The sequence below is a fragment of the Streptomyces avidinii genome (assembly GCF_014650695.1).
In the GTDB taxonomy this organism is placed as follows: Bacteria; Actinomycetota; Actinomycetes; order Streptomycetales; family Streptomycetaceae; genus Streptomyces; species Streptomyces avidinii.
On sequence record NZ_BMVL01000005.1, the window covers coordinates 146,538 to 166,530 of the forward strand.

Annotated in this window: 3 protein-coding genes; all 3 read right to left on the reverse strand. The window is 75.3% G+C overall.

The window, feature by feature from the left end; genetic code table 11:
* Nucleotides 1-4 precede the first annotated feature (4 nt).
* A complete protein-coding gene (locus IE257_RS14425; RefSeq protein ID WP_189968560.1) occupies nt 5-10,648 on the reverse strand; it encodes a non-ribosomal peptide synthetase in 10,644 nt (3,547 codons plus the stop codon).
* Entirely contained in the window at nt 10,645-18,564 is a 7,920-nt protein-coding gene (locus IE257_RS14430; protein WP_189968562.1) for a non-ribosomal peptide synthetase, read from the reverse strand. The genes IE257_RS14425 and IE257_RS14430 overlap by 4 nt, the downstream gene beginning before the upstream one ends.
* Nucleotides 18,565-18,789: 225 nt before the next feature.
* The gene (locus tag IE257_RS14435; protein WP_372452982.1) at nt 18,790-19,941 is read right to left on the reverse strand and encodes an ABC transporter substrate-binding protein; all 1,152 of its coding nucleotides are present in this window, start codon (nt 19,939-19,941) and stop codon (nt 18,790-18,792) included.
* Nucleotides 19,942-19,993: the final 52 nt, after the last annotated feature.

Below are 19,993 nucleotides of genomic sequence, written 5' to 3' on the forward strand. Positions count from 1 at the left end.
TGGGTCAGCGGGGCAGGGCCTCGGCGAGCAGCTGCGCCAGCGCGGCGCAGTGCGGGGGGTCCACCAGGTCGTGGTGGTTGCCGGGGACCGCGGCCCGCAGGACGGCGCCCGCGGTGCGCGGCCGCCAGGCCGCCGGGTCCACCAGCGGGGTCGCGAGCTCGGGATGCCGCTCGTCGACCGTGAACAGGTGCAGGTCGACCCCGACCACGGCGTCGGTGCGGTAGGCGGCGGAGGCCGCGCCGTTCGCCTCGGCGACCCGCAGCAGCCTGCGCAGGGCCTCCGTGGGCGACGTACGGGGGAGGGTGCCCTCCTCGCGGCCCCGGCGCACCAGGACGTCGAGCAGTTCCTCCTCGTCCAGTTCGCGCGCCGAGCCGGCGTCGAGACCCGCCGCGATGCCGTACCGCAGCAGGTCCGGATCGCCCGGCCCGGCCGTACCGGACCGGCTGCCGGCAGCGGTACCCGGCGCGGCCGCGTCGATCAGCCCGAGGAAGGCCACCTCCTCACCGGCGGCCTCCAGCCGGGCGGCCATTTCGTAGGCCACCGTCCCGCCGAACGACCAGCCGGCGAGGAGGTACGGGCCCTGCGGCTGCTCCTCGCGGAGCGCGGCCAGGTAGCGCTCGGCCATCTCCGGTACCCGCTCCAGCGGGGTCTCGCCGGTGTTGTAACCCACCGACTCCAGGCCCAGGACGCGCCGGTCGCCCCCGGGACGGGCGGACAGGTCCCGCACCAGGTCCCGGTAGCAGACGACGTCGCCGCCCCGCGGGTGGACCAGGACCAGCGGCGGCCCGGACGCGTCCCCGTCGGCGAGCGGGACCAGCAGCCTGGCCGCGGCCGCCCCCGCGTCCGGCAGCGCTTCGCACAGCAGCTCGACGGTGCGCCGGCGGAACACCATGTTCAGCGGCAGTTCCACCCCGAACTCCCGGCGCACGGCCGCCATCAGGGAGAAGGCCTTGAGCGAGTGCCCACCGAGGGCGAAGAAGTCGTCGCGCACCCCGATCGGGGCCGTACCGAGGGTCTGCTCCCACAGCCGTGCCATCCGCAGCTCCGTGGTGTCGCGCGGAGCGATCCGCCCCGCGCCGTCGCCGCGTACCGCGTCCGCCGACGGAGCGGGCAGCGCCTTGCGGTCGAGCTTGCCGTTCGGGGTGAGCGGGAGCCGCTCCAGCGCGGTGAGGACGGCCGGCACCATGTACTCGGGGAGGTCCTGGCGCAGGAAGTCGGCGAGCTCGCGCACCTCGCCCTCCTCGTCCCGCCAGGTCACGTAGCCGGCCAGCACGGCGTCCACCCCCGTGCCGTGGACGGCCACGGCCGCCGCCAGCACCCGCGGGTGGCGGGCGAGCGCGGACTCGATCTCGCCGAGCTCCATCCGGTGGCCGCGCACCTTCACCTGGCCGTCGGCCCGGCCGCGGTACTCCAGGCCGCCGTCCGCGAGGCGCCGTACGAGGTCACCGGTGCGGTACAGGCGTTCGCCCGCCGCGTACGGATCGGGAACGAACCGCTCCGCGGTCAGCGCCGCCCGCCCGTGGTAGCCGCGGGCCACCCCGTCGCCGCCGATGTAGAGCTCGCCGAACACCCCGACCGGCACCGGCCGCAGGCCCGCGTCCAGTACGTGCAGCCGGGTGTTGGCGAGCGCCGAGCCGATGGGCACCGGTCCGTCGCCGACCGGACCGGACAGCCGGTGGGCCGTGGACCAGACGGTGGTCTCCGTCGGCCCGTACACGTTCCACACCGTGCCCAGCGCCGTACGCATCCGCTCGGCCAGGGCCGACGGCAGCGCCTCGCCGCCGCACAGCGCCCGTACGCGGGGCGCCTGCCAGCCGGACTCCATCAGCTGGTGCCAGGTGGCCGGCGTGGCCTGGACGACCGTGACCGGCGCCGCGTCCAGCTCCTTCGCGAGCAGGGTGCCGTCCCGGGCGGTCTCCCGGTCGACGACCCGCACCGTCGCTCCGCACACGAGCGGGACGAGCAGCTCCAGCACGGCGATGTCGAAGGAGGCCGTGGTGACGGCCGCGACCGTGTCACCGGCCGTCAGCTCCAGCCTGCGCACCATGTCCCGGGTGAAGTTGGCCAGCGCCCGGTGCGGGACGGTGACGCCCTTCGGGCGTCCCGTGGAGCCCGAGGTGTACAGGGCGTACGCCAGCTGCTCCGGCTCGGGCTCCGGCAGCACGGACGCCGGATCCGCGCCCGGATCCGCGCCCGGGGCCGCGCCCGGGGCCGCGCCCGGGGCCGCGCCCGGGGCCGCGCCCGGGGCCGCGCCCGGGGCCGCGCCCGGGGCCGCGTCCTCGGTCAGAGCGTCGAGGTCCACCACCGCGACCCCGTCCGGCGCCCCGGCCGCGTCGGGCACACCCGACACCACCAGCACCCGGGCCCCGCTGTCCGCGAGCATGTAGCCGATCCGGTCGGCCGGGTACCCGGGGTCCACGGGCACGTAGAGGCCGCCCGAGCGCAGCACGCCCAGCAGCGCCGCCGGCAGCAGCACGGAACGCTCCGCGCAGACGGCCACCGCCGTCTCCGGACCCACACCCAGGCGGGCCAGCTCCCGGGCCAGCCGGCCCGAGACCTCCCACAATCCGGCGTACGTCAGGCTTCGTTCACCGTCGTCCACGGCGACGGCGCCCGGTGTACGGGTGACCTGATCGCCGACGAGCCCGGGAAGCGTCCGACCGGCGGCCCCCTCGGCTGCCTCCTCGGCGACCCCGCAGGCCGCGTCCAGGATCCGGCGCTCCTCGGCCGCGCCCATCAGGGGCAGGGCGGCCAACGGGGTGGTGGGATCGGCCACCGCCGCCGTGAGCAGTTCGGTCAGCGCCGAGGTCATCCGCTCGACGCTCGCCCGGTCGAAGAGGTCGGTGGCGAACACGGCCTCGCCGCGCAGCGCGCCCTCCTCCTCGACGAAGTACAGGGACAGGTCGAACTTCGAGGCGCCGCTGGCCAGCGAGAGCGGTTCGACGGCCAGCCCGGGCAGCGCGGGCGGCTTCGAGGTCTCCTCGTCGAGCACCAGCATCACCTGGAACAGCGGGTTGCGGCTCGGATCGCGCTCCGGCCGCACCTCCTCCACCAGGCGCTCGAAGGGCACCTCCTGGTGGGCGTACGCGCCGAGGGCCGTCTCGCGGGCCCGGCCCAGCAGCTCGCCGAAGCCCGGATCGCCGGACAGGTCGGTGCGCAGCACCAGGCTGTTGACGAAGAAGCCGATCAGCGGCTCCAGCTCGGTGCGGTCGCGGCCGGCGATCGGGGAGCCCACCGCCACGTCCTCGCCGCCCGACCAGCGGGCCAGGAGGGCCTGGAAGCCGGCCAGCAGCACCATGAACAGGGTCGCGTCGTGCCGGCGGCCCAGGTCGCGCAGCCCGCGCAGCAGCGGCTCGGGCAGCTCGAAGGAGAACTGTTCGCCGCGCCCGGACGGGGTGGCCGGCCGGGGCCGGTCCGTGGGCAGGTCCAGCGGGGCGAGCCCGTCGAGCCGCCCACGCCAGTAGTCCAGGGTGCCCGCGAGGGCGTCACCGTCCAGCCGTTCGCGCTGCCAGGACGCGAAGTCGCGGTAGGAGACGGCGAGTTCCGGCAGCGGTGCGACTCCTTCGAGGGTGCGGGAACGGTAGGCGGCGAAGAACTCCCGCCAGAACACCCCCACCGACCAGCCGTCGAAGGCGATGTGGTGGGCGACGATCACCAGCAGGTGCTCCTGCGGGGCGATCCGCACCAGCCGGGCCCGCAGCGGGCCCGCGGCAGCCAGGTCGAAGGGCAGGGCGGCATCCTGCGCCGCCAGCTCCCGCGCCCGCTCCCCGGCCGCCGCGGCACCCAGGTCCGACAGGTCGGTGAACAGCGGGGTGAACATCGAGGCCGGACCGGGCACGACACGGGCCGCGAAGGCACCCTCGGCGCCGTCCTCGCCGGTCGCAGCGGTCTCCTCGATCCGCGAGCGCAGCACCTCGTGCCGGGCGACGACGTCTCCCAGGGCGCCGAGCGCGGCGGCGGGATCGAGCTCCCCGGTCAGCCGCACGGCGCCGGGCATGTTGTAGTCGGGCCGGCCCGGCTGGAGCCGGTCCAGCAGCCACAGCCGCTGCTGTCCGAAGGACAGCGGGCCCGGCCCCGCGGGCAGGGCGGGGATCACCGGTTCCGAGGCGTCCGCCGCACCCGGCGAAGCCAGCGCGCGGGCCAGGTCCTCGGCCACCGGGTGCCGGAAGAGCAGCTGCATGGGAATGTCCAGCTCCAGCAGGGCGCGCAGCCGGGAGATGACCCGGGTGGCGCGCAGGGAGTGCCCGCCGCGCTCGAAGAAGTGGTCGCGGACCCCGATCGGGCCCTGGCCGAGCACCTCCTCCCAGACCTCGACGACCGTCCGCTCCAGAGGGGTGCGCGGAGCGACGTGCGTGCGGTGCCCGCCGGCCGCGCCCGGCTCCGGCGCGGGCAGGGCCCTGCGGTCGGTCTTCCCGTTCGGGGTCAGCGGCAGCGCGTCCAGCACCACCAGCGCGGACGGCACCATCGCGGCCGGCAGGGCCGCGCGCACGAAGTCCAGTACGGCGGCCGGATCGCCGCTGCCGTCCCGCCAGACCACGTACGCGGCGAGCAGCCGGTCGGCGCCCTCGCCGTGCGCGGCGGCCACCGCCCGGGCGACGTCCGGGTGGCGCAGCAACGCGGCCTCGACCTCGCCGAGTTCGATCCGGTGGCCCCGGACCTTGACCTGGTTGTCCCGGCGGCCGTGGAACTCCAGCACCCCGTCGGAGCGCAGGCGCGCCAGGTCACCGGTGCGGTACATGCGCGCGCCGGGCGGCCCGTACGGGTCCGGCGGGTATGCCTCGGCGGTGCGGGCCGGATCGCCGAGGTAGCCGCGGGCCACCCCGCGTCCGGCGATGAAGAGTTCACCGATCGCGCCCCGGGGCAGCGGTTCGAGGTGTTCACCGAGCACGAGCACGCGAGCGCCGGGCAGCGGCCGCCCGATGGGGATGCGGCCCGCCTCGATGTCCGCGTCCGTCACCTCGTGGTACGTGGTGGTGTTGGTGCACTCCGTCGGACCGTACTGGTTGACCAGCCGCAGTCGGCCGGGCGTGCCCAGGGTGTGCGCGGCGCGGGCCAGACCGGGCGTCAGTGCCTCACCGGTGGTCATCACCAGCCGCAGGGCCGGGGACGGCCCGCCGTCGGCGGCCACGGCGGTGACCAGCGGCTCCAGCATCGAGGGGACGATCGACAGCAGCGCCGTCACCTCCTCGGCGTGCAGCAGCCGGGCCAGCGCGTCCGGATCCCCGGCCTCGTCCTGGGAGGCCAGGACGATCCGGCCGCCGGTCGTCAGCGGGGCGAACAGGTCGCGTACCGACGGGTCGAAGGTCAGCGCCGTACGGGCGAGCACCGCGTCGTCGGGACCGAGCCCGAAGGTGGAGGACAGCGCCGCCAGGTAGCCGGTGATCGCGGCGTGCGTGACGGCCACGCCCTTGGGGCGGCCGGTGGATCCGGAGGTGTACAGCAGGTAGGCGAGGTGCGCGGGGGAGGCGAGGGCGGGCGGCTCCGTGGCGGGCAGGGCGTCCACCCGGTGCTGCTCGGCCTCCAGGTCCAGGTCCAGGACCGGTACGGCGCCGACCAGGTCCGCGGGCAGCCCGCCGGGCAGGCCCGCCGTCAGCAGCAGCCGGGCGCCGCTGTCGGCGAGGACCGTGCGGACCCGCTCGGCCGGGTGCCCCGCGTCGAGGGGCACATAGGCGCCGCCGGCCTTCAGTACCGCGAGGACGCAGACCAGCATGCGCAGGTCGCGGCCGGCCAGCACGGCCACCGTGGTCTCCGGGCCGGTCCCGAGCTGCCGCAGCCGGTGGGCCAGCCGGTTGGCGGCCGCGTCGAGCTCCGCGTAGCCGGTGGTGCGGCCCGCACAGGTCACGGCGGGGGCGTCCGGCCGCAGCCGGGCCTGCTCCGCCACCAGCGCGTGCAGGGTGCGGGCCGCCGGACGGTCCGCCCGCGGCCCGGACTCCTCCCCGAGCAGGGCGGCGTGCTCCTGCGGGGACAGTACGTCCAGCCGGGACAGCGGCGCGTCGGGGTCCTCGGCCGCACCGGCCAGCAGCCGCAGGTAGTGGGCACCGAACCGCTCGACCGTGGCCCGGTCGAAGAGGTCCGTCGCGTACTGCACCGTGCCGGTCAGACCGCCCGGGTGCTCCGTCATCGCGAGGCTGAGGTCGAACTTGGCCGTCCCGTTGGACGTGTCGAGGCTCTCCACCTCCACCCCGTCCAGCGGCAGGGCGGCGAGCTGCTCGGGATGCAGTTGGAACAGCACGTCGAACAGCGGGTTGCGGCTGAGGTCGCGTTCCGGCCGCAGCTCCTCCACGAGCCGGTCGAACGGCACGTCCTGGTGCTCGTACGCGGCGAGCGCGGTGCGGCGCACCCGGCCCAGCAGTTCGCCGAAGCCGGGATCGCCGGACAGGTCGGTGCGCAGCACCAGGGTGTTGACGAAGAAGCCGATGAGCGGCTCCAGTTCGGTGCGGTCGCGGCCCGCGATGGGCGAGCCCACCGCGATGTCGGTCTGTCCCGTGTAGCGGGCCAGCAGCGCCTGGAAGCCGGCGAGCAGCACCATGAACAGGGTGGCTCCGCGCTCACGGGCCAGCCCGCCGAGCCGCTCGGCGAGTGCGGCCGGGACCTCGAAGACGAAGGCGTCGCCCGCGCCGGAGCGCACCTGCGGCCGCGGCCGGTCGGTGGGCAGCTCCAGGGCCGGGAGCCCGCCCAGGGCCTCCCGCCAGTGGGCGATGCCCGCGTCCGCCTCGCCGTTCGCCAGGCGGTTCTGCTGCCAGTACGCGAAGTCCCCGTACTGGACGCTCAGTTCCGCCGGCGCGGGACGCTCGCCGCGGCGCAGCGCAGCGTAGGCACCGGACAGCTCCCGCCACAGCACCGGCATCGACCAGCCGTCGCCGACGGTGTGGTGCAGGACCAGGACGAGCAGGTGCTCGTCGTCCGCGACCCGCACCACACGGGCCCGCAGCAGGGGAGCGGCGCCCAGGTCGAAGGGGGCGGCGGCGTCCGCGTGGGCGAGGCCGAGCGCCCGCGAGCGGGCCTCCTGCCTGGGCAGCTCACCCAGGTCCGTGCGGACCGGGGCGAAGACCTCCGGCGCCTCCACGGTCTGTACGGGGCCCCGCGGGCCCTCGGTGATCCGCGAGCGCAGCACCTCGTGCCGGGTCACCACCGTGCTCAGTGCGGCGGCCAGCGCGTCGGCGTCGAGCGGGCCCTGCAGCCGGGCCGCGACGGGGATGTTGTAGTCCGGGCGGCCGGGCTGGAGCTGGTCCAGGAACCACAGGCGCTGCTGGGCGAAGGACAGCGGCGCGGGCTCCCCGGCCGGCCGGGGGCCGATCTCCGAGACGGCGGTCGCGGCCTCGGCCGTGCCGGCCGCGTCCGCGCGCAGGGCGTCCAGCGCCGCGGCGAACCGTTCCAGCGTGGGGTGCTCGAAGAGGAGCCGCAGCGGCACCCCGGTGCCCAGGCGGGCGCCGAGCCGCGACACGGCGCGGGTGGCCCGCAGGGAGTGGCCGCCGAGCGCGAAGAAGTCGTCGTGGCGTCCGATCCGCCCGGTGCCCAGCACCTCGCTCCACACGGACGCGGCGAGTTCCTCCGTCGGCGTCACCGGTGCGGCGAACTCGGCGCGGTGCACCCCCTCCTCGGGCGGAGCGGGCAGGGCGCGCCGGTCCAGCTTGCCGTTCGGGGTGATCGGCAGCGCGTCGAGCGGCACGATCGCCGAGGGCAGCATGTACGCGGGCAGCCGTGCGGCGAGGGTGCGTTGCAGCCCGGCCGGGTCGGCGACCTTCCCCTGCGACGGCACCACGTAGGCGACGAGGCGCTGCTCGCCGGGGCTGTCCTCGCGGACCACCACCGCGGCGTGCCCGACCTGCGGGCAGCGGGCCAGCTCGGCCTCGATCTCGCCCGGCTCGATCCGGTGACCGCGGATCTTGACCTGCTGGTCGTTCCGGCCGAGGTAGTCGACGGCGCCGTCGGGGCGCCGGCGGGCGAGGTCGCCCGTCCGGTACATCCGGGCGCCCGGGGCGCCGTACGGGTCGGGGGTGAACTGCCGCGCGGTCGGGCCGGGCCGGCCCAGGTAGCCGCGGGCCACGCCGGTTCCGCCGATGCACAGCTCACCGACGGCGCCCTGCGGCACGGGGCGGCCGCGCTCGTCCAGGACGTAGAGGCGGGTGTCGTCCAGGGCGGTGCCGATGGGGATCCGGCCGTCCACGACGGCTCCGGCGCGGGGGTCCAGCCGGTGCCGCGTGGCGAAGGTGGTCGCCTCGGTGGGCCCGTAGACGTTGACCAGGACGGTGTCCGGGGCCTGCTCCAGGGCCCGGGCGAAGGAGTGCGGGGACGCTGCCTCGCCGCCCGTCCACACCTCCCGCAGGTGCGTCAGGAGCTCCACGCACTCCTCGACCACCAGGTTGAAGAGGGCGGCCGTGAGGAACAGCGACGTGATCCGGTGCTCCGCCACCAGCCGGGTCAGGGCCGCGGTGTCCACCCGGCCGGGCGGTGCCATGACCACCTGGCCGCCGGACAGCAGCGGCACCCACAGCTCGTACGTCGAGGCGTCGAACGACAGCGGGGAGTGCGCCAGCACCCGGCGGTGCGCGGCGCCGAAGGAGGCGTCCCGGGCGAGCGCCGCGACATTGGCGTGCGTGACACCGATGCCCTTCGGCTCGCCCGTGGAACCGGAGGTGTACATCACGTACGCCAGCTGGTCCGGCGAGCACGGCGGGTACGGACCCGGTGCGGCGGCCGGGGCCCCGGCCGCGGGGGCGGCCTCCACCGGGGCCGTCGCGTCGAGCACCGGCACGGGCGAGGTACGGACCGCCTCGTGGCCGGCCGTCGCCGGGTCGGCGAGCAGCAGGCGGGCGCCGGTCCGCTCCAGCATCCAGTGCAGCCGGGTGACGGGGAACCCCTCGCCGAGCGGGACGTAGGCCCCGCCGGCCTTCAGGACGGCCAGGATCGCCACCGGGAGGTGGACCGAGCGCTCCATCAACAGGGCCACCGGCGATTCGCGCACCACCCCGGCGGCGGTCAGCCGGGCCGCCAGCAGGTCGGAGCGGTGGTCGAGTTCGGCGAAGGTCAGGCGGTCGGTGCCGCAGACCACGGCCTCGGCGCCGGGGGTGCGCCGGGCCTGCTCGGCGAACAGCTCCACCAGGGAGGCCGGGGCGAGGTCCGGGCGGTCCGCGCCGTGGCCCTCGGCTGCGAGCCGGGCCGCGGTCGGGGCGGAGGGCAGCAGCTCGGCCAGGGGCCGGTCGGGCTCCTCGGCGGCGGAGGCCAGCAGCTCCAGGTAGTGGCCGAGGACGAGTTCTGCGGTGGCCCGGTCGAACAGGTCGGTGTCGAAGACGAGCGAGCCGGAGCAGGTGTCGGCGCCCTCGGAGACGAAGACGCTCAGGTCGAAGAGGGAGCCGCCGAAGTCGGTCCGCACGGCTTGCGCGTCCAGGCCCGGCAGCCGCAGCCCGGCCGTCTCGTCCTGTGCCGACGCGAACATCACCTGCACGAGCGGGTTGCGGTCGCCGACGCGCTCGGGGCTCAGGTGCTCCACCAGCCGGTCGAAGGGCACCTCCTGGTGGTCGTACGCGTCCACCGTCGCCCGGCGGACCCGGCCGAGCAGCTCGCGGAACCCCACCTCGCCCGACAGGTCGGCGCGCAGCACCACGGTGTTGACGAAGAACCCGACCAGGGGCTCCAGTTCCACCCGGTCGCGCCCGGCCACCGGAGTGCCCACGGCGATATCGGTGCGGCCGGCGTAGCGGCCCAGGGCGGCCTGGAAGCCGGCCAGCAGGGTCATGAACAGGGTGGCGCCGCCGCTCTCGGCGATCCCGCGCAGCCGTGCGGTGAGCCGGGCGTCGAGGGTGAAGTCCAGGCTCGCGCCGTCACCGCTGCGACGGGTGGGCCGGGGCCGGTCCGCCGGCAGTTCCAGGGGTTCCAGCCCCGCGAGGGACTTCTCCCACCAGCGCAGCTGCCCGTTCATCCCACCCGAGGCGAACCGGTCGCGCTGGGTGCGGGCGTACGCCTGGTAGTCCAGGGGCAGCGCTGCCCGTACGGGGGGCCGGTCCGCGAGCAGGGCCGCGTAGCCCTCGGAGAGCTCCTGCCAGAGCAGCCCCATGGACCAGCCGTCGGTCGCGATGTGGTGGACCACCAGCACCAGCAGGTGGTCCTCCGCGCCGAGCCGGATCAGCAGGGCGCGCAGCAGCGGGCCCGCCGCGAGGTCGAAGGGTCTGCGGACCTCCTCCAGGGCCAGGGCGTGGGCCCGCTCCTCCAGCTCCGCGAGGGGGGCGCCACCCAGGTCCAGCACCGGCAGCGGGACGGCCGCCGGTGCGGGCAGGACCACCGGGTGCGGGGCGCCGTCGCGCTCCGCGAAGACGGTGCGCAGCGGGGCGTGGCGGGCCACGACGGCCGTCAGGCTCCGGCACAGCAGGTCCGGCCGGACGGGGCCGCGCAGCCGCACGACCTCGGGGATCGCATAGCCGGGGGTGCCGTCCATCATCCGGTCCACCAGCCACATCCGCTCCTGGGCGAACGAGGCGACGGGGGCGGGGTCGAGGCCGTCGACGGCCGCGGTGGCCGCGGCCGGGTCCGTCGGGGCGGCCGGACCGGCCGCCGAGTCGTCCAGCGCGGCGCGCACGCGGCGGCGCAGCAGCTCACGGGCGGCGGCCAGTCGGCTGTCCACGCCGGCGGGCAGGCTCTCCTGGGTGGTCACGAGGTCTCTCCCTGAAGTACGAGTGAAGGAACGCCGTCGGTGGCGCCGTCGGTGGCGGTGGCGGTGGCGGTGGCGGTGGCGGTCTCGGCTCCGATTCCGGCTCCGATCCCGGTGTGTGCGTCGAACGGGGCCGCCTCGGCCTCCAGTTCGGCCAGCAGCACCGTCTCGACGGCGACGGCGAGGGCGGCGACGGTCCGCTGTTCGAAGAGGGTGTGCAGGGGCAGGTCCAGGCCGAGGGCCTGGCGCAGCCGGGCCGCCACCCGGGTGGCGCTCAGCGAGTGCCCCCCGAGGGCGAAGAAGTCGTCGTGGCGGCCGATCCGCGGTGCGTCCAGTACGGAGGCCCACACCATGGCGACCAGTTCCTCGGTCTCCCCGGCGGGCGGCTCGTACCCGGTGGCGGCCGCCGTCGCGGCGGGCGCCGGCAGCGCCCTGCGGTCGAGCTTGCCGTTCGCCGTGACGGGCAGCCCGTCCACGAAGACCAGCACCGGCACCATGTACTCCGGGAGGGAGCGGGCCAGTTCGGCGCGCATGGGCTCCGGGTCCGGGGGCAGGGCCGAGCCGTCCGTCCCGGCCTCCGGGACGAGGTACCCGACGAGCCTTCGCTCGCCCGGGACGTCCTCGCGGACGACGACCGCGGCCCGTCCCACACCGGGAAGGCGGCCCAGCGCCGTCTCGATCTCGCCGAGTTCGATCCGGAAGCCGTGGATCTTGACCTGGTCGTCGGTGCGGCCGAGGTACTCCACGGAGCCGTCCGCCCGGTGGCGGGCCAGGTCACCGGTGCGGTACATGCGCGAGCCCGGCGGGCCGAACGGGTCCAGCGGGAAGCGCTCCGCGGTCAGCGCCGGGCGGCGCAGGTACCCGCGGGCCAGGCCGGCGCCCGCGAGGAACAGCTCGCCCGCCACGCCCACCGGGACGGGCCGCCCCCGCGGGTCGAGCACGTACAGCGAGGTGTTCCAGATCGGCCGGCCGATCGGCACGGGCCCGGTCTCCTCGCGGCGGCAGTCCCAGTGCGTGACGTCCACGGCCGCCTCCGTGGGCCCGTACAGGTTGTGCAGGGGCACGTCGAGCACATCGAGGAAGCGGTTCTTCAGCTCCTCGGGCAGGGCCTCACCACTGCACACGACCCGCCGCAGCGACCGGCAGCGGCCCGCCTGCGGGTCCTCCACGAACGCCGCCAGCATGGACGGGACGAAGTGGACGGTGGTGATCGACTCCTCCTGGATCACCCGCGTCAGGTAGGAGGGGTCCTTGTGCCCGCCGGGCTCGGCGACGACCAGGGCCGCACCGGTCAGCAGCGGCCAGAAGAACTCCCACACCGACACGTCGAAGCCGAACGGGGTCTTCTGGAGCACCCGGTCGTCCGCGCCCAGCCGGTAGCGGTCCTGCATCCACAGCAGCCGGTTGACGATGGCCGCGTGCTCGACGACGACGGCCTTGGGCCGACCCGTCGACCCGGAGGTGTAGATCACGTACGCGGGGTGCGAGGGCAGCGGCGCCTGCCCCGCAGCACCGCCGCTCCCGCCGTGGACGGCCGCCCCCGGATCCAGCCGCGGCAGGTCCGCGACGGCCGGCAGCGCGGCCGCCACGCCGTCGTCGGCGAGCAGCAGGACGGGCTCGGCGTCCGACAGCAGGTACGCGATCCGGTCCGCCGGGAGCGAGGGGTCCACCGGAAGGTAGGCCGCTCCCGACTTCAGCACGGCCAGCAGCGAGACCACCATCTCGGTGGAGCGGTGCAGGGCGACCGCGACGATCCGCTCCGGACCGGCGCCCCGGGCGCGCAGCTCCCGGGCCAGCCGCTCGGCGCGGGCGTCGAGTTCGGCGTACGACAGGCGCTCGTCCCGGAAGACGGTCGCCGGGGCTCCCGGCGTCCGGGCCACCTGCTGCGCGAACAGCTCCACCAGCGTGGTGCCGGGCACGGGCACCGCCGTGCCGTTCCACTCCCGGATCAGCCGGTGCTGCTCCTCGGAGAGCAGGTCCACCTCCCCGACCGGGGTGGCCGGGGCGTCGGCGACGGCCGTCAGCAGCCGCTCCAGCGCCTCGCCCAGACTGCGCGCCGTCCGCGCGTCGAGGACGTCCGTACGGTGGTCGAGGTGCAGACGCAGCCGCTCCCCGGGCAGCACGATGAGGTTGACGGTGTAGTGGGTGGCGTCCGAGCCCTCCACCCCGGTCAGCCGCGGCCCGCCGGCCAGGTCCCGCATCGACTCCAGGTCGAGCGGATAGTTCTCGACGACGACCGTGGTGTCGAAGAGGGTGCCGAGCCCGGCCGCCCGCTGGATGCCGGCGAGGCCGACGTGCTGGTGGTCCATCAGGTCCGCCTGCTCGTCCTGGAACCGGGCGAGCGCGGCCAGCAGCGGCTCGTCCTCGCGGATCCGGAACCGCACGGGCAGCGTGTTGATCAGCAGCCCGACCATGTCCTCGATGCCCGCGACGTCCGCGGTGCGCCCGGAGACGGTCCCGCCGAACACCACGTCGTCCCGCCCGGTCACCCGGCCCAGCAGCACCGCCCAGAGGCCCTGGACGACGCTGTTGAGGGTGACGCCCGCGGTACGGGCCCGTGCGGTGAGCCGCGCCGTCAGCTCGGCGGACAGTTCCACCGAGGCCCGCTCGGGCAGGTCGTCGATCCGGTTGGGGTCGGCCGCGCCCAGCAGGGTCGGCTCCTCCAGCCCGGCCAGCGCACCGCTCCACGCGGCCTCGGCGGCGCCGTGGTCCTGGCGGGCCAGCCAGTCCAGGTGCGCGCGGTACGGGACCCCTTCCGCGATCGGACCGGTCCCGCCCGGGTTGCCGGACGCGCCGCATGCGGAGTGCTCGGCGTATCCGGTGAGCAGTTCGCGCAGCAGTACCGCCGAGGACCAGCCGTCCCACAGGATGTGGTGGTTCGTCATGACCAGCCGGTGGACGTCGCCGCCGAACCGGACCAGGGTGAAGCGCACCAGCGGGGGCCGCTCCAGGTCGAAGCGGCGAGCCCGGTCGGCCGCCAGCAGCCGTTCCCACTCCCGCTGCCCCTCCGCGGTCCCGAGACCGCCGAGGTCCACCGTCTCCCAGGGAGCCTCGACGGATTCGAGGACGACCTGGACCGGGCGGTCCAGCCCCTGGTCGGTGAAGGCGGAGCGCAGTGCGCTGTGGCGGCGCAGCAGCCGGTCGCAGGCCGTGCGCAGGGCGCGTTCGTCCACAGGACCGTCCAGGGTGAGGACGAGCTGGCCGGTGTAGGCGTCCATCGCGCCCGTGTCGAAGGCGGAGTGGAAGAAGAGGCCCTCCTGGAGCGGCGAGAGCGGCAGTACGTCCACGAGTCCGGCGTGGCGTGCCGACAGGGCGTCCGTCTCCGCCTGCGTCAGCCGGACCAGCGGCAGGTCGCGGGGGGTGAGGCGGCGCGGCCGGGCGGCGCCCGTCCAGGTGGCCAGCAGACGCAGGGCCTCGTCCCAGGCCGCCACCAGTTCGTCCGTCTCGGCGTCGGTCAGCAGGGCCTGCGGATGGGTGACGACCGCGGTGAAGGAGGGACCGTCGGCGCCGTCCACGGCCATGGCGTCGATCTGCAGGACGTGCTCCACGGGCATCGCCGGGTCCACGTCGGCCCGCAGCCCGCCCGCCTCGGGGGCAGGGCTCCAGGGCGCCTCGTCCCCGCCGGAGAAACGGCCCAGGTAGTTGAACAGGATCCGGGGGCGCGGCAGTGCGGACAGTTCCGCGGCGGTCTGCGGATTGAGGCGGCTCAGCAGGCCGAAGCCCGTGCCGTGGTCCGGTACGGAGGCGACCACCGTGTGGATCCGGGCGACCAGCTCGGCGAGCGCGTCGCCGCCCCGGGCCGCCGCGTCCAGGTCGAGGCCGTCCAGGTCGAAGCGGACCGGGTACTGGGTGGTGAACCAGCCCACGGTGCGCGCCAGGTCGTGCCGGCCCGTGCGGTCGGCGCGGCCGTGGCCCTCCAGGTCGACCAGCAGCGGTCCGACGGCGGCAGCGGGGGAGCGGAGGCGGTGGGCCGCGAGGACCAGCCCCGCGAGCAGCACCTCGGTCGGCCCGGTGCGCAACGCGCCGGGCACCCGGGCCAGCAGCGGGCCCGCCACCTCGGAGGGCAGGCCGAGCGTCAGCGTGCGGGTGGTGCCCGCGGTGTCCCGTGCCGGGTCGGGGACCCGGTGCCACGGGGCCTGCGGGTCCGGCGCCGTCCCGGCGGTCTCCAGCGCCGAGCGCCAGAAGGGGAGTTCGGCGAGCACCTCCGGAGCATGCGCCTGCTGTTCGAGGTGGTGGGCCCAGGCGCGGAACGACACCTCCCCGTCGGCGGCCGGAAGCGGACGCCCGGCGACGGCGGCCTCCCAGGCCGCGGCCAGGTCGGCCGTCAGGATCCGCCAGGACACCCCGTCCACGGCCAGGTGGTGCACGCACAGCAGCAGCCGGTCCGGGGACGCCCCGCCGGCGTCGAAGTGGACCGCCCGCAGCATCACCGAGGCCGCGGGGTCCAGTTGCCCGGCCGCCTCCCGCGCCGCCTCCGCCACGGTTGCGGCGCGGGCGGACTCGTCCGGCCCCGTCACGTCGACGGTGCGGTAGAGCCGGGACACGTCGACCGAGCCGGGCTCGCCGACCGTGCACAGCGGGCCCTCGGGGCCGGCGGCCACGCCGAGGCGCAGCGCCCCGTGCCGGTCCACGACCGACTGGAGGACCCGTACCAAGGTCGCGTCGTCCGCGCCCTCGGGCAGGGCCAGCACCATGGACTGGCTGAAGCGCCCTACGGGGCCGGGTCCGTCCAGCAGCCAGCGCATGACGGGCGTCGCGGGCAGCGGGCCGCACGCGTCGAGGGCCGGCGCGGCGGCCCGGGGCGTGCCGGTACCCGGCTCGCCGACGGCCGCGGCGAGGGCGGCCGCCGTCTTGTGCGCGAACACGTCGCGCAGCGTGAAGGAGAAGCCGTGCGCCCGCGCCCGGCTGGTCAGGGTGAGAGCGGTGATGCTGTCACCGCCGAGCTCGAAGAAGTTGTCGTCGGGAGCGGCGGTGACGCCGAGGGCCTCGGAGAACAGCGCCGCGAGGGCCAGCTCGACGGCGCCGTACGGCCGCTCGGCGTGCTCCGGACGCGCCGCGGCCTCCGGTACGCGCAGCCGCGCGCGGTCCACCTTGCCGCCCGGGGTGAGCGGCAGCCGGTCCACCGCCACGATGGTGCGGGGCACCATGTAGCCGGGCAGCACCCGGCCCAACTCCGCCGTCAGCGACTCCGGGTCGGGCGCCGGGCCGTCCTGCGGGGGCGCCACGAAGGCGACGAGCCGCCGGGTGCCGCCGGCCGGTGCGTGCACGATCACCGCGGCCTGCCCCACCGAGGACTGCCGACCGAGCACGGCCTCGATCTCACCCAGCTCGATCCGATGGCCGTTGATCTTGACCTGCCGGTCGACCCGGCCGAGGAACTCCAGTTCGCCGCGGGCCGACCAGCGCACGAGGTCGCCGGTCCGGTACATCCGCGCACCGGGAACGTCGGAGAACGGGTCGGGCACGAAACGGTCGGCCGTCATGGCCGCGCGCCCCGCGTACCCCTGCGCGAGCCCCGCACCGGCCACGCACAACTCGCCGGTCGCCCCCGGCGGCAGCAGCCGCAGGTCCCGGTCCACCACGTACGCGCGGTGGTTGGCCATCGGGCGCCCGATCGGCGGGATCCGGCCGTGCGAGGGCGGAACCACCCGGTGCATGGTGACGGACACGGCGGCCTCGGTGGGCCCGTAGGCGTTCCAGACCTCGCGGCCGTCCACCGCCCAGCGGTCGACGGCGTCCCCGGACGGGGCCTCGCCGCCCGTGGACAGGAACCGCAGCTCGGGCAGGGCGGCCGGGTCCAGCAGCGGCAGCAGCGCCGGAGGCAGGTCGGCGACCGTCACCGCGTGCTCGGCGAGCAGCGCCTGGAGCCGGTCGACATCGACCCGCTCGGCGTCGGTGGCGAGCACCAGGGTGGAGCCGCTCAGCAGGGAGCCGAAGACGTCCAGGACCGACACGTCGAAGGACAGCGAGGCGAAGCCGAGGAACCGCTCCGTGCGCCCGGATCCGGATCCGGCGGTGTCGCCCGCCCCGCACAGCGCGAGGTGGCCGCGTACGAAGTCCACGGCCGCCGCGTGCGGGACGACGACGCCCTTCGGCTCGCCCGTACTGCCCGAGGTGTACAGGAGGTACGCGGCGGAGGCCGACGGCACCACCGCGCCCGCCCGGCCGCCGTGGACCGCGTCGGTCACCGCTCCCGCGAAGACCACGGACGGCAGGTCGTGCGGCAGCCGGTTGCGGCTGCCGGGCCCGGCGACCACCGTGCGCAGCCCCGCATCGCGCACGACGTAGGCGATCCGTTCCGGCGGCAGGCCGGGGTCGAGGGGTACGTAGCAGCCGCCCGCCTTCAGGACCCCGAGCAGGGCCGCGACCATCGCGGGGGAGCGTTCCACGCACACGCCGACCGGGGTGCCCGGCTCCACGGCCGGTCGCAGCCGGTCCGCGATGTCCTGGGCCCAGGAGTCGAGTTCGCGGTAGGTGACCTCCTCGCCGGCGCAGACCACGGCGACCGACTCGGGGGCGCGCGCCGCCACCTCCTCGAAGAGCGCGTGCAGCAGCCCGCCGCGGGGAGCGCAGTCGCCACCGCCCTCGGCGAGGGCGCCGAGGCGCTCCGCGTCCTCGGCGGTCAGGAAGGGCAGCGAGCAGACCGGGGCCCCGTCGTCGGCCGCGGCGAGCGCGAGCAGGAAGCGGGTGAACCGCACGCGCAGCGCGTCGAGTTCGGCCGGGCCGATGTCGGCGGCGTCGCCCTCTGCCTGCACGGTCAGCGGGCTGTCGCCGCCCCGGTCGTAGACGTTGAGGGAGACGTGCTCCACGGGGCCGACCGCGAGGTTGTGCGCCGAGGCGGGAGCGCCGGCGAAGGACAGCTCGTAGTCGAAGGACATGAGGTTGACCGCGGCGTCCCACAGCCGCGGCCCGGTCCCGGTGTACTCCTCGATCCGGTACCGCTGGTGGCGCAGGGCCTCCTTGATGCCGGCGGAGGTGCTCCGTACCAGTTCGCCGACCGTGGTGTCCCCGGTCACCGTCAGCCGCAGCGGCAGGACCTTGGAGAACATGCCGGGCGTCCGGCGGGCGTCCTGGGTGGTGCGACCCGTCACCGGGAGGCCGAGGACCACGTCCTCGGTGGTGCCCGCGCGGTGCAGGTGGGCGGCGGCCGCGGCCATCACCAGCGCCGACCAGCGCGTCCCGTGCCGGCGCGCGGCCTCGCGCAGCGTACGGGCGTCGGCGGGGTCGAGCTCGCCGCTCACCCGCACGGCCGTACCGGACGCGGGCGCCGGGGCGCTTCCGGTGAAGGAGACGGGGTCGGGGGCGCCGTCCAGCCGGGCCAGCCAGAACTCCCGGTCCTGCACGCACCGTTCGGAGCCGGCGTACTCCTCCTCCTCGGCCACGATCGGCTCCCACGGCGCGCTCTCGGGGGCCGGTACGGGCTCTCCCGCGACCAGTGCCGAGTACACCTCGGCGGTCCGCCGCGCGAGCATCGGGCCGGTGACCCCGTCGGCGACGAGGTGGTGGTAGCCCTGCATCCAGCGGTACGTCACCGGACCGGTCCGTACCAGGAGGAAGCGGCACACGTCCCCGGTCGTCAGGTCCGTCGGCCGGGCCAGCTCGGCCCGCATCAACCGCTCGGACTCGCCGTCCGGGTCTGGGTGGCCGCTGACATCGACGGTCCGCAGCCGCAGCGGCGGAGGTCCGGCGGGTATCTGGCACACCGCTCCGTCCACCTCGGCGAAGCGCACGCACAGCGACTCGGTTCCGGCCACCATCGTGCGCACCGCCTCGGCGAGCAGCTCCGGATCCACCGCCCCGCGGATCTCCAGGTACTCGCCGATGGTGTAGTCGAGGCGGGTGGGGTCGAGCTGCTGCGCGAACCAGACGCCGTTCTGCGGCGGGGTCAGGGGCAGCGGCCCGCGGTCGTGAGTGGCCATGCGGTGGTCAGTCTCCTCAGTCGGATCGGTCGATCAACGACGACGTGAGGCCACTGTCCGCGACGGCCGGACCGTCTCGAAAGTCCCACTAATACGCCTCTTGACGAGGCCCGATCCGCTCGGGGAAGTCCCCGGTACCGCATTCCCGTGACCGGCCCGCCGGGGCGCGGCGGTGGGAAACCGCCACCCTTCGCGCCGTGCGCCCGTCCCGGTCGGGTCCGGTGGCTACCGCTCGGCCCGAACGTCTTTGGCCCAGTTGCGGTTGACGGTCTCTCGCGCCTTCTCCGTCTGCGCCTCGGTCGGAAACGTCGGCGTGCCCTCGACGGTCGGTAGTTTGTCCGCGGCGGCCTTGTCGAGGGTGCCGTTCTCCTTCATGGCCTCCATGAGGACGGGGCGTGCGAAGGCGCCGAGCCGGAGGTTCTGGCCCTCGGGGCTGAAGACGTACTCCTGCCACAGGCGGGCCGCCGCCGGGTGCGGGGCGTCCTTGTTCACTCCGTTCGAGTAGTACTCGGCGAAGCTGCCGTCGAAGGGGATGGCGGTCCGCCAGTCGACGTCCACGCCCTTCTTGCGGAATTCCTCGGCGTATCCGAGGTTGAGGAAGTCCCAGTCGATACTGATCGGGGTCCGGCCCTCGGCGATCGTGGTCGGGGTGGATTCGACCGGGATGAAATTGCCGTTCTTGCTGAGCTCGGCGAAGAAGTCGATACCGGGCTGGATGTTGTCGAAGGAACCCCCGTTCGCCAGGGCCGCCGCGTACACGCCGGCGAAGGCGGAGCCGGACTTGGTGGGGTCGCCGTTGAGCGAGACCTGGCCCTTGTACTCGGGCTTGCGCAGATCGGCGAAGGTCGAGGGGCAGGTCTTGACGCGCTCGGCGTCGCAGCCGATCGAGATGTAGCCACCGTAGTTGTTGTACCAGCGGGCGTGCGGGTCCTTCTGTTCCTCGGGGATCTCGTCGAATTCGGCGACCTCGTACGGGGCGAGCAGACCCTGCCGGGCCGCGGACTCCGCGAAGGATCCGCCCACGTCGATCACGTCGGGGGCGCTGCCGTCGCCCCTGTGTTCCTTCAGAGCGTTGACCTCGTCCTGGCTGGTGCCTTCCGGGTTCTCCACCTTGACCTTGATCCCGTACTTCTTCTCGAAGCCGTCGATCAGCGCGCCGTAGTTGGCCCAGTCGGGGGGGAGCGCGATCGTGTTGAGCGAGCCCTCCTTCTTCGCCGCCGTTGTCAGTGCCGCCATACCGCCGGCGTCCGCGGCGGAGGTGGCCACCGCCGGCGCTCGTGGAGCGGCGGGGGGCTTGTCCCCGCAGGCGCCCAGGGGCGCCGCAGCGAGGGCCAGGAAGGCGGCGGCGGAGGCTGTCCGGAGGCGAGGTACGGGCACAAAGGCTCCATAACGGGCGGTCGCGTACTGATCGAGGCCAGCGTACGTTCGG

Coding starts and splice junctions, on each gene's coding strand:
- IE257_RS14430 (WP_189968562.1), bottom strand. CDS start 18,564: ATGGCCACTCACGACCGCGGGCCGCTGCCCCTGACCCCGCCGCAGAAC.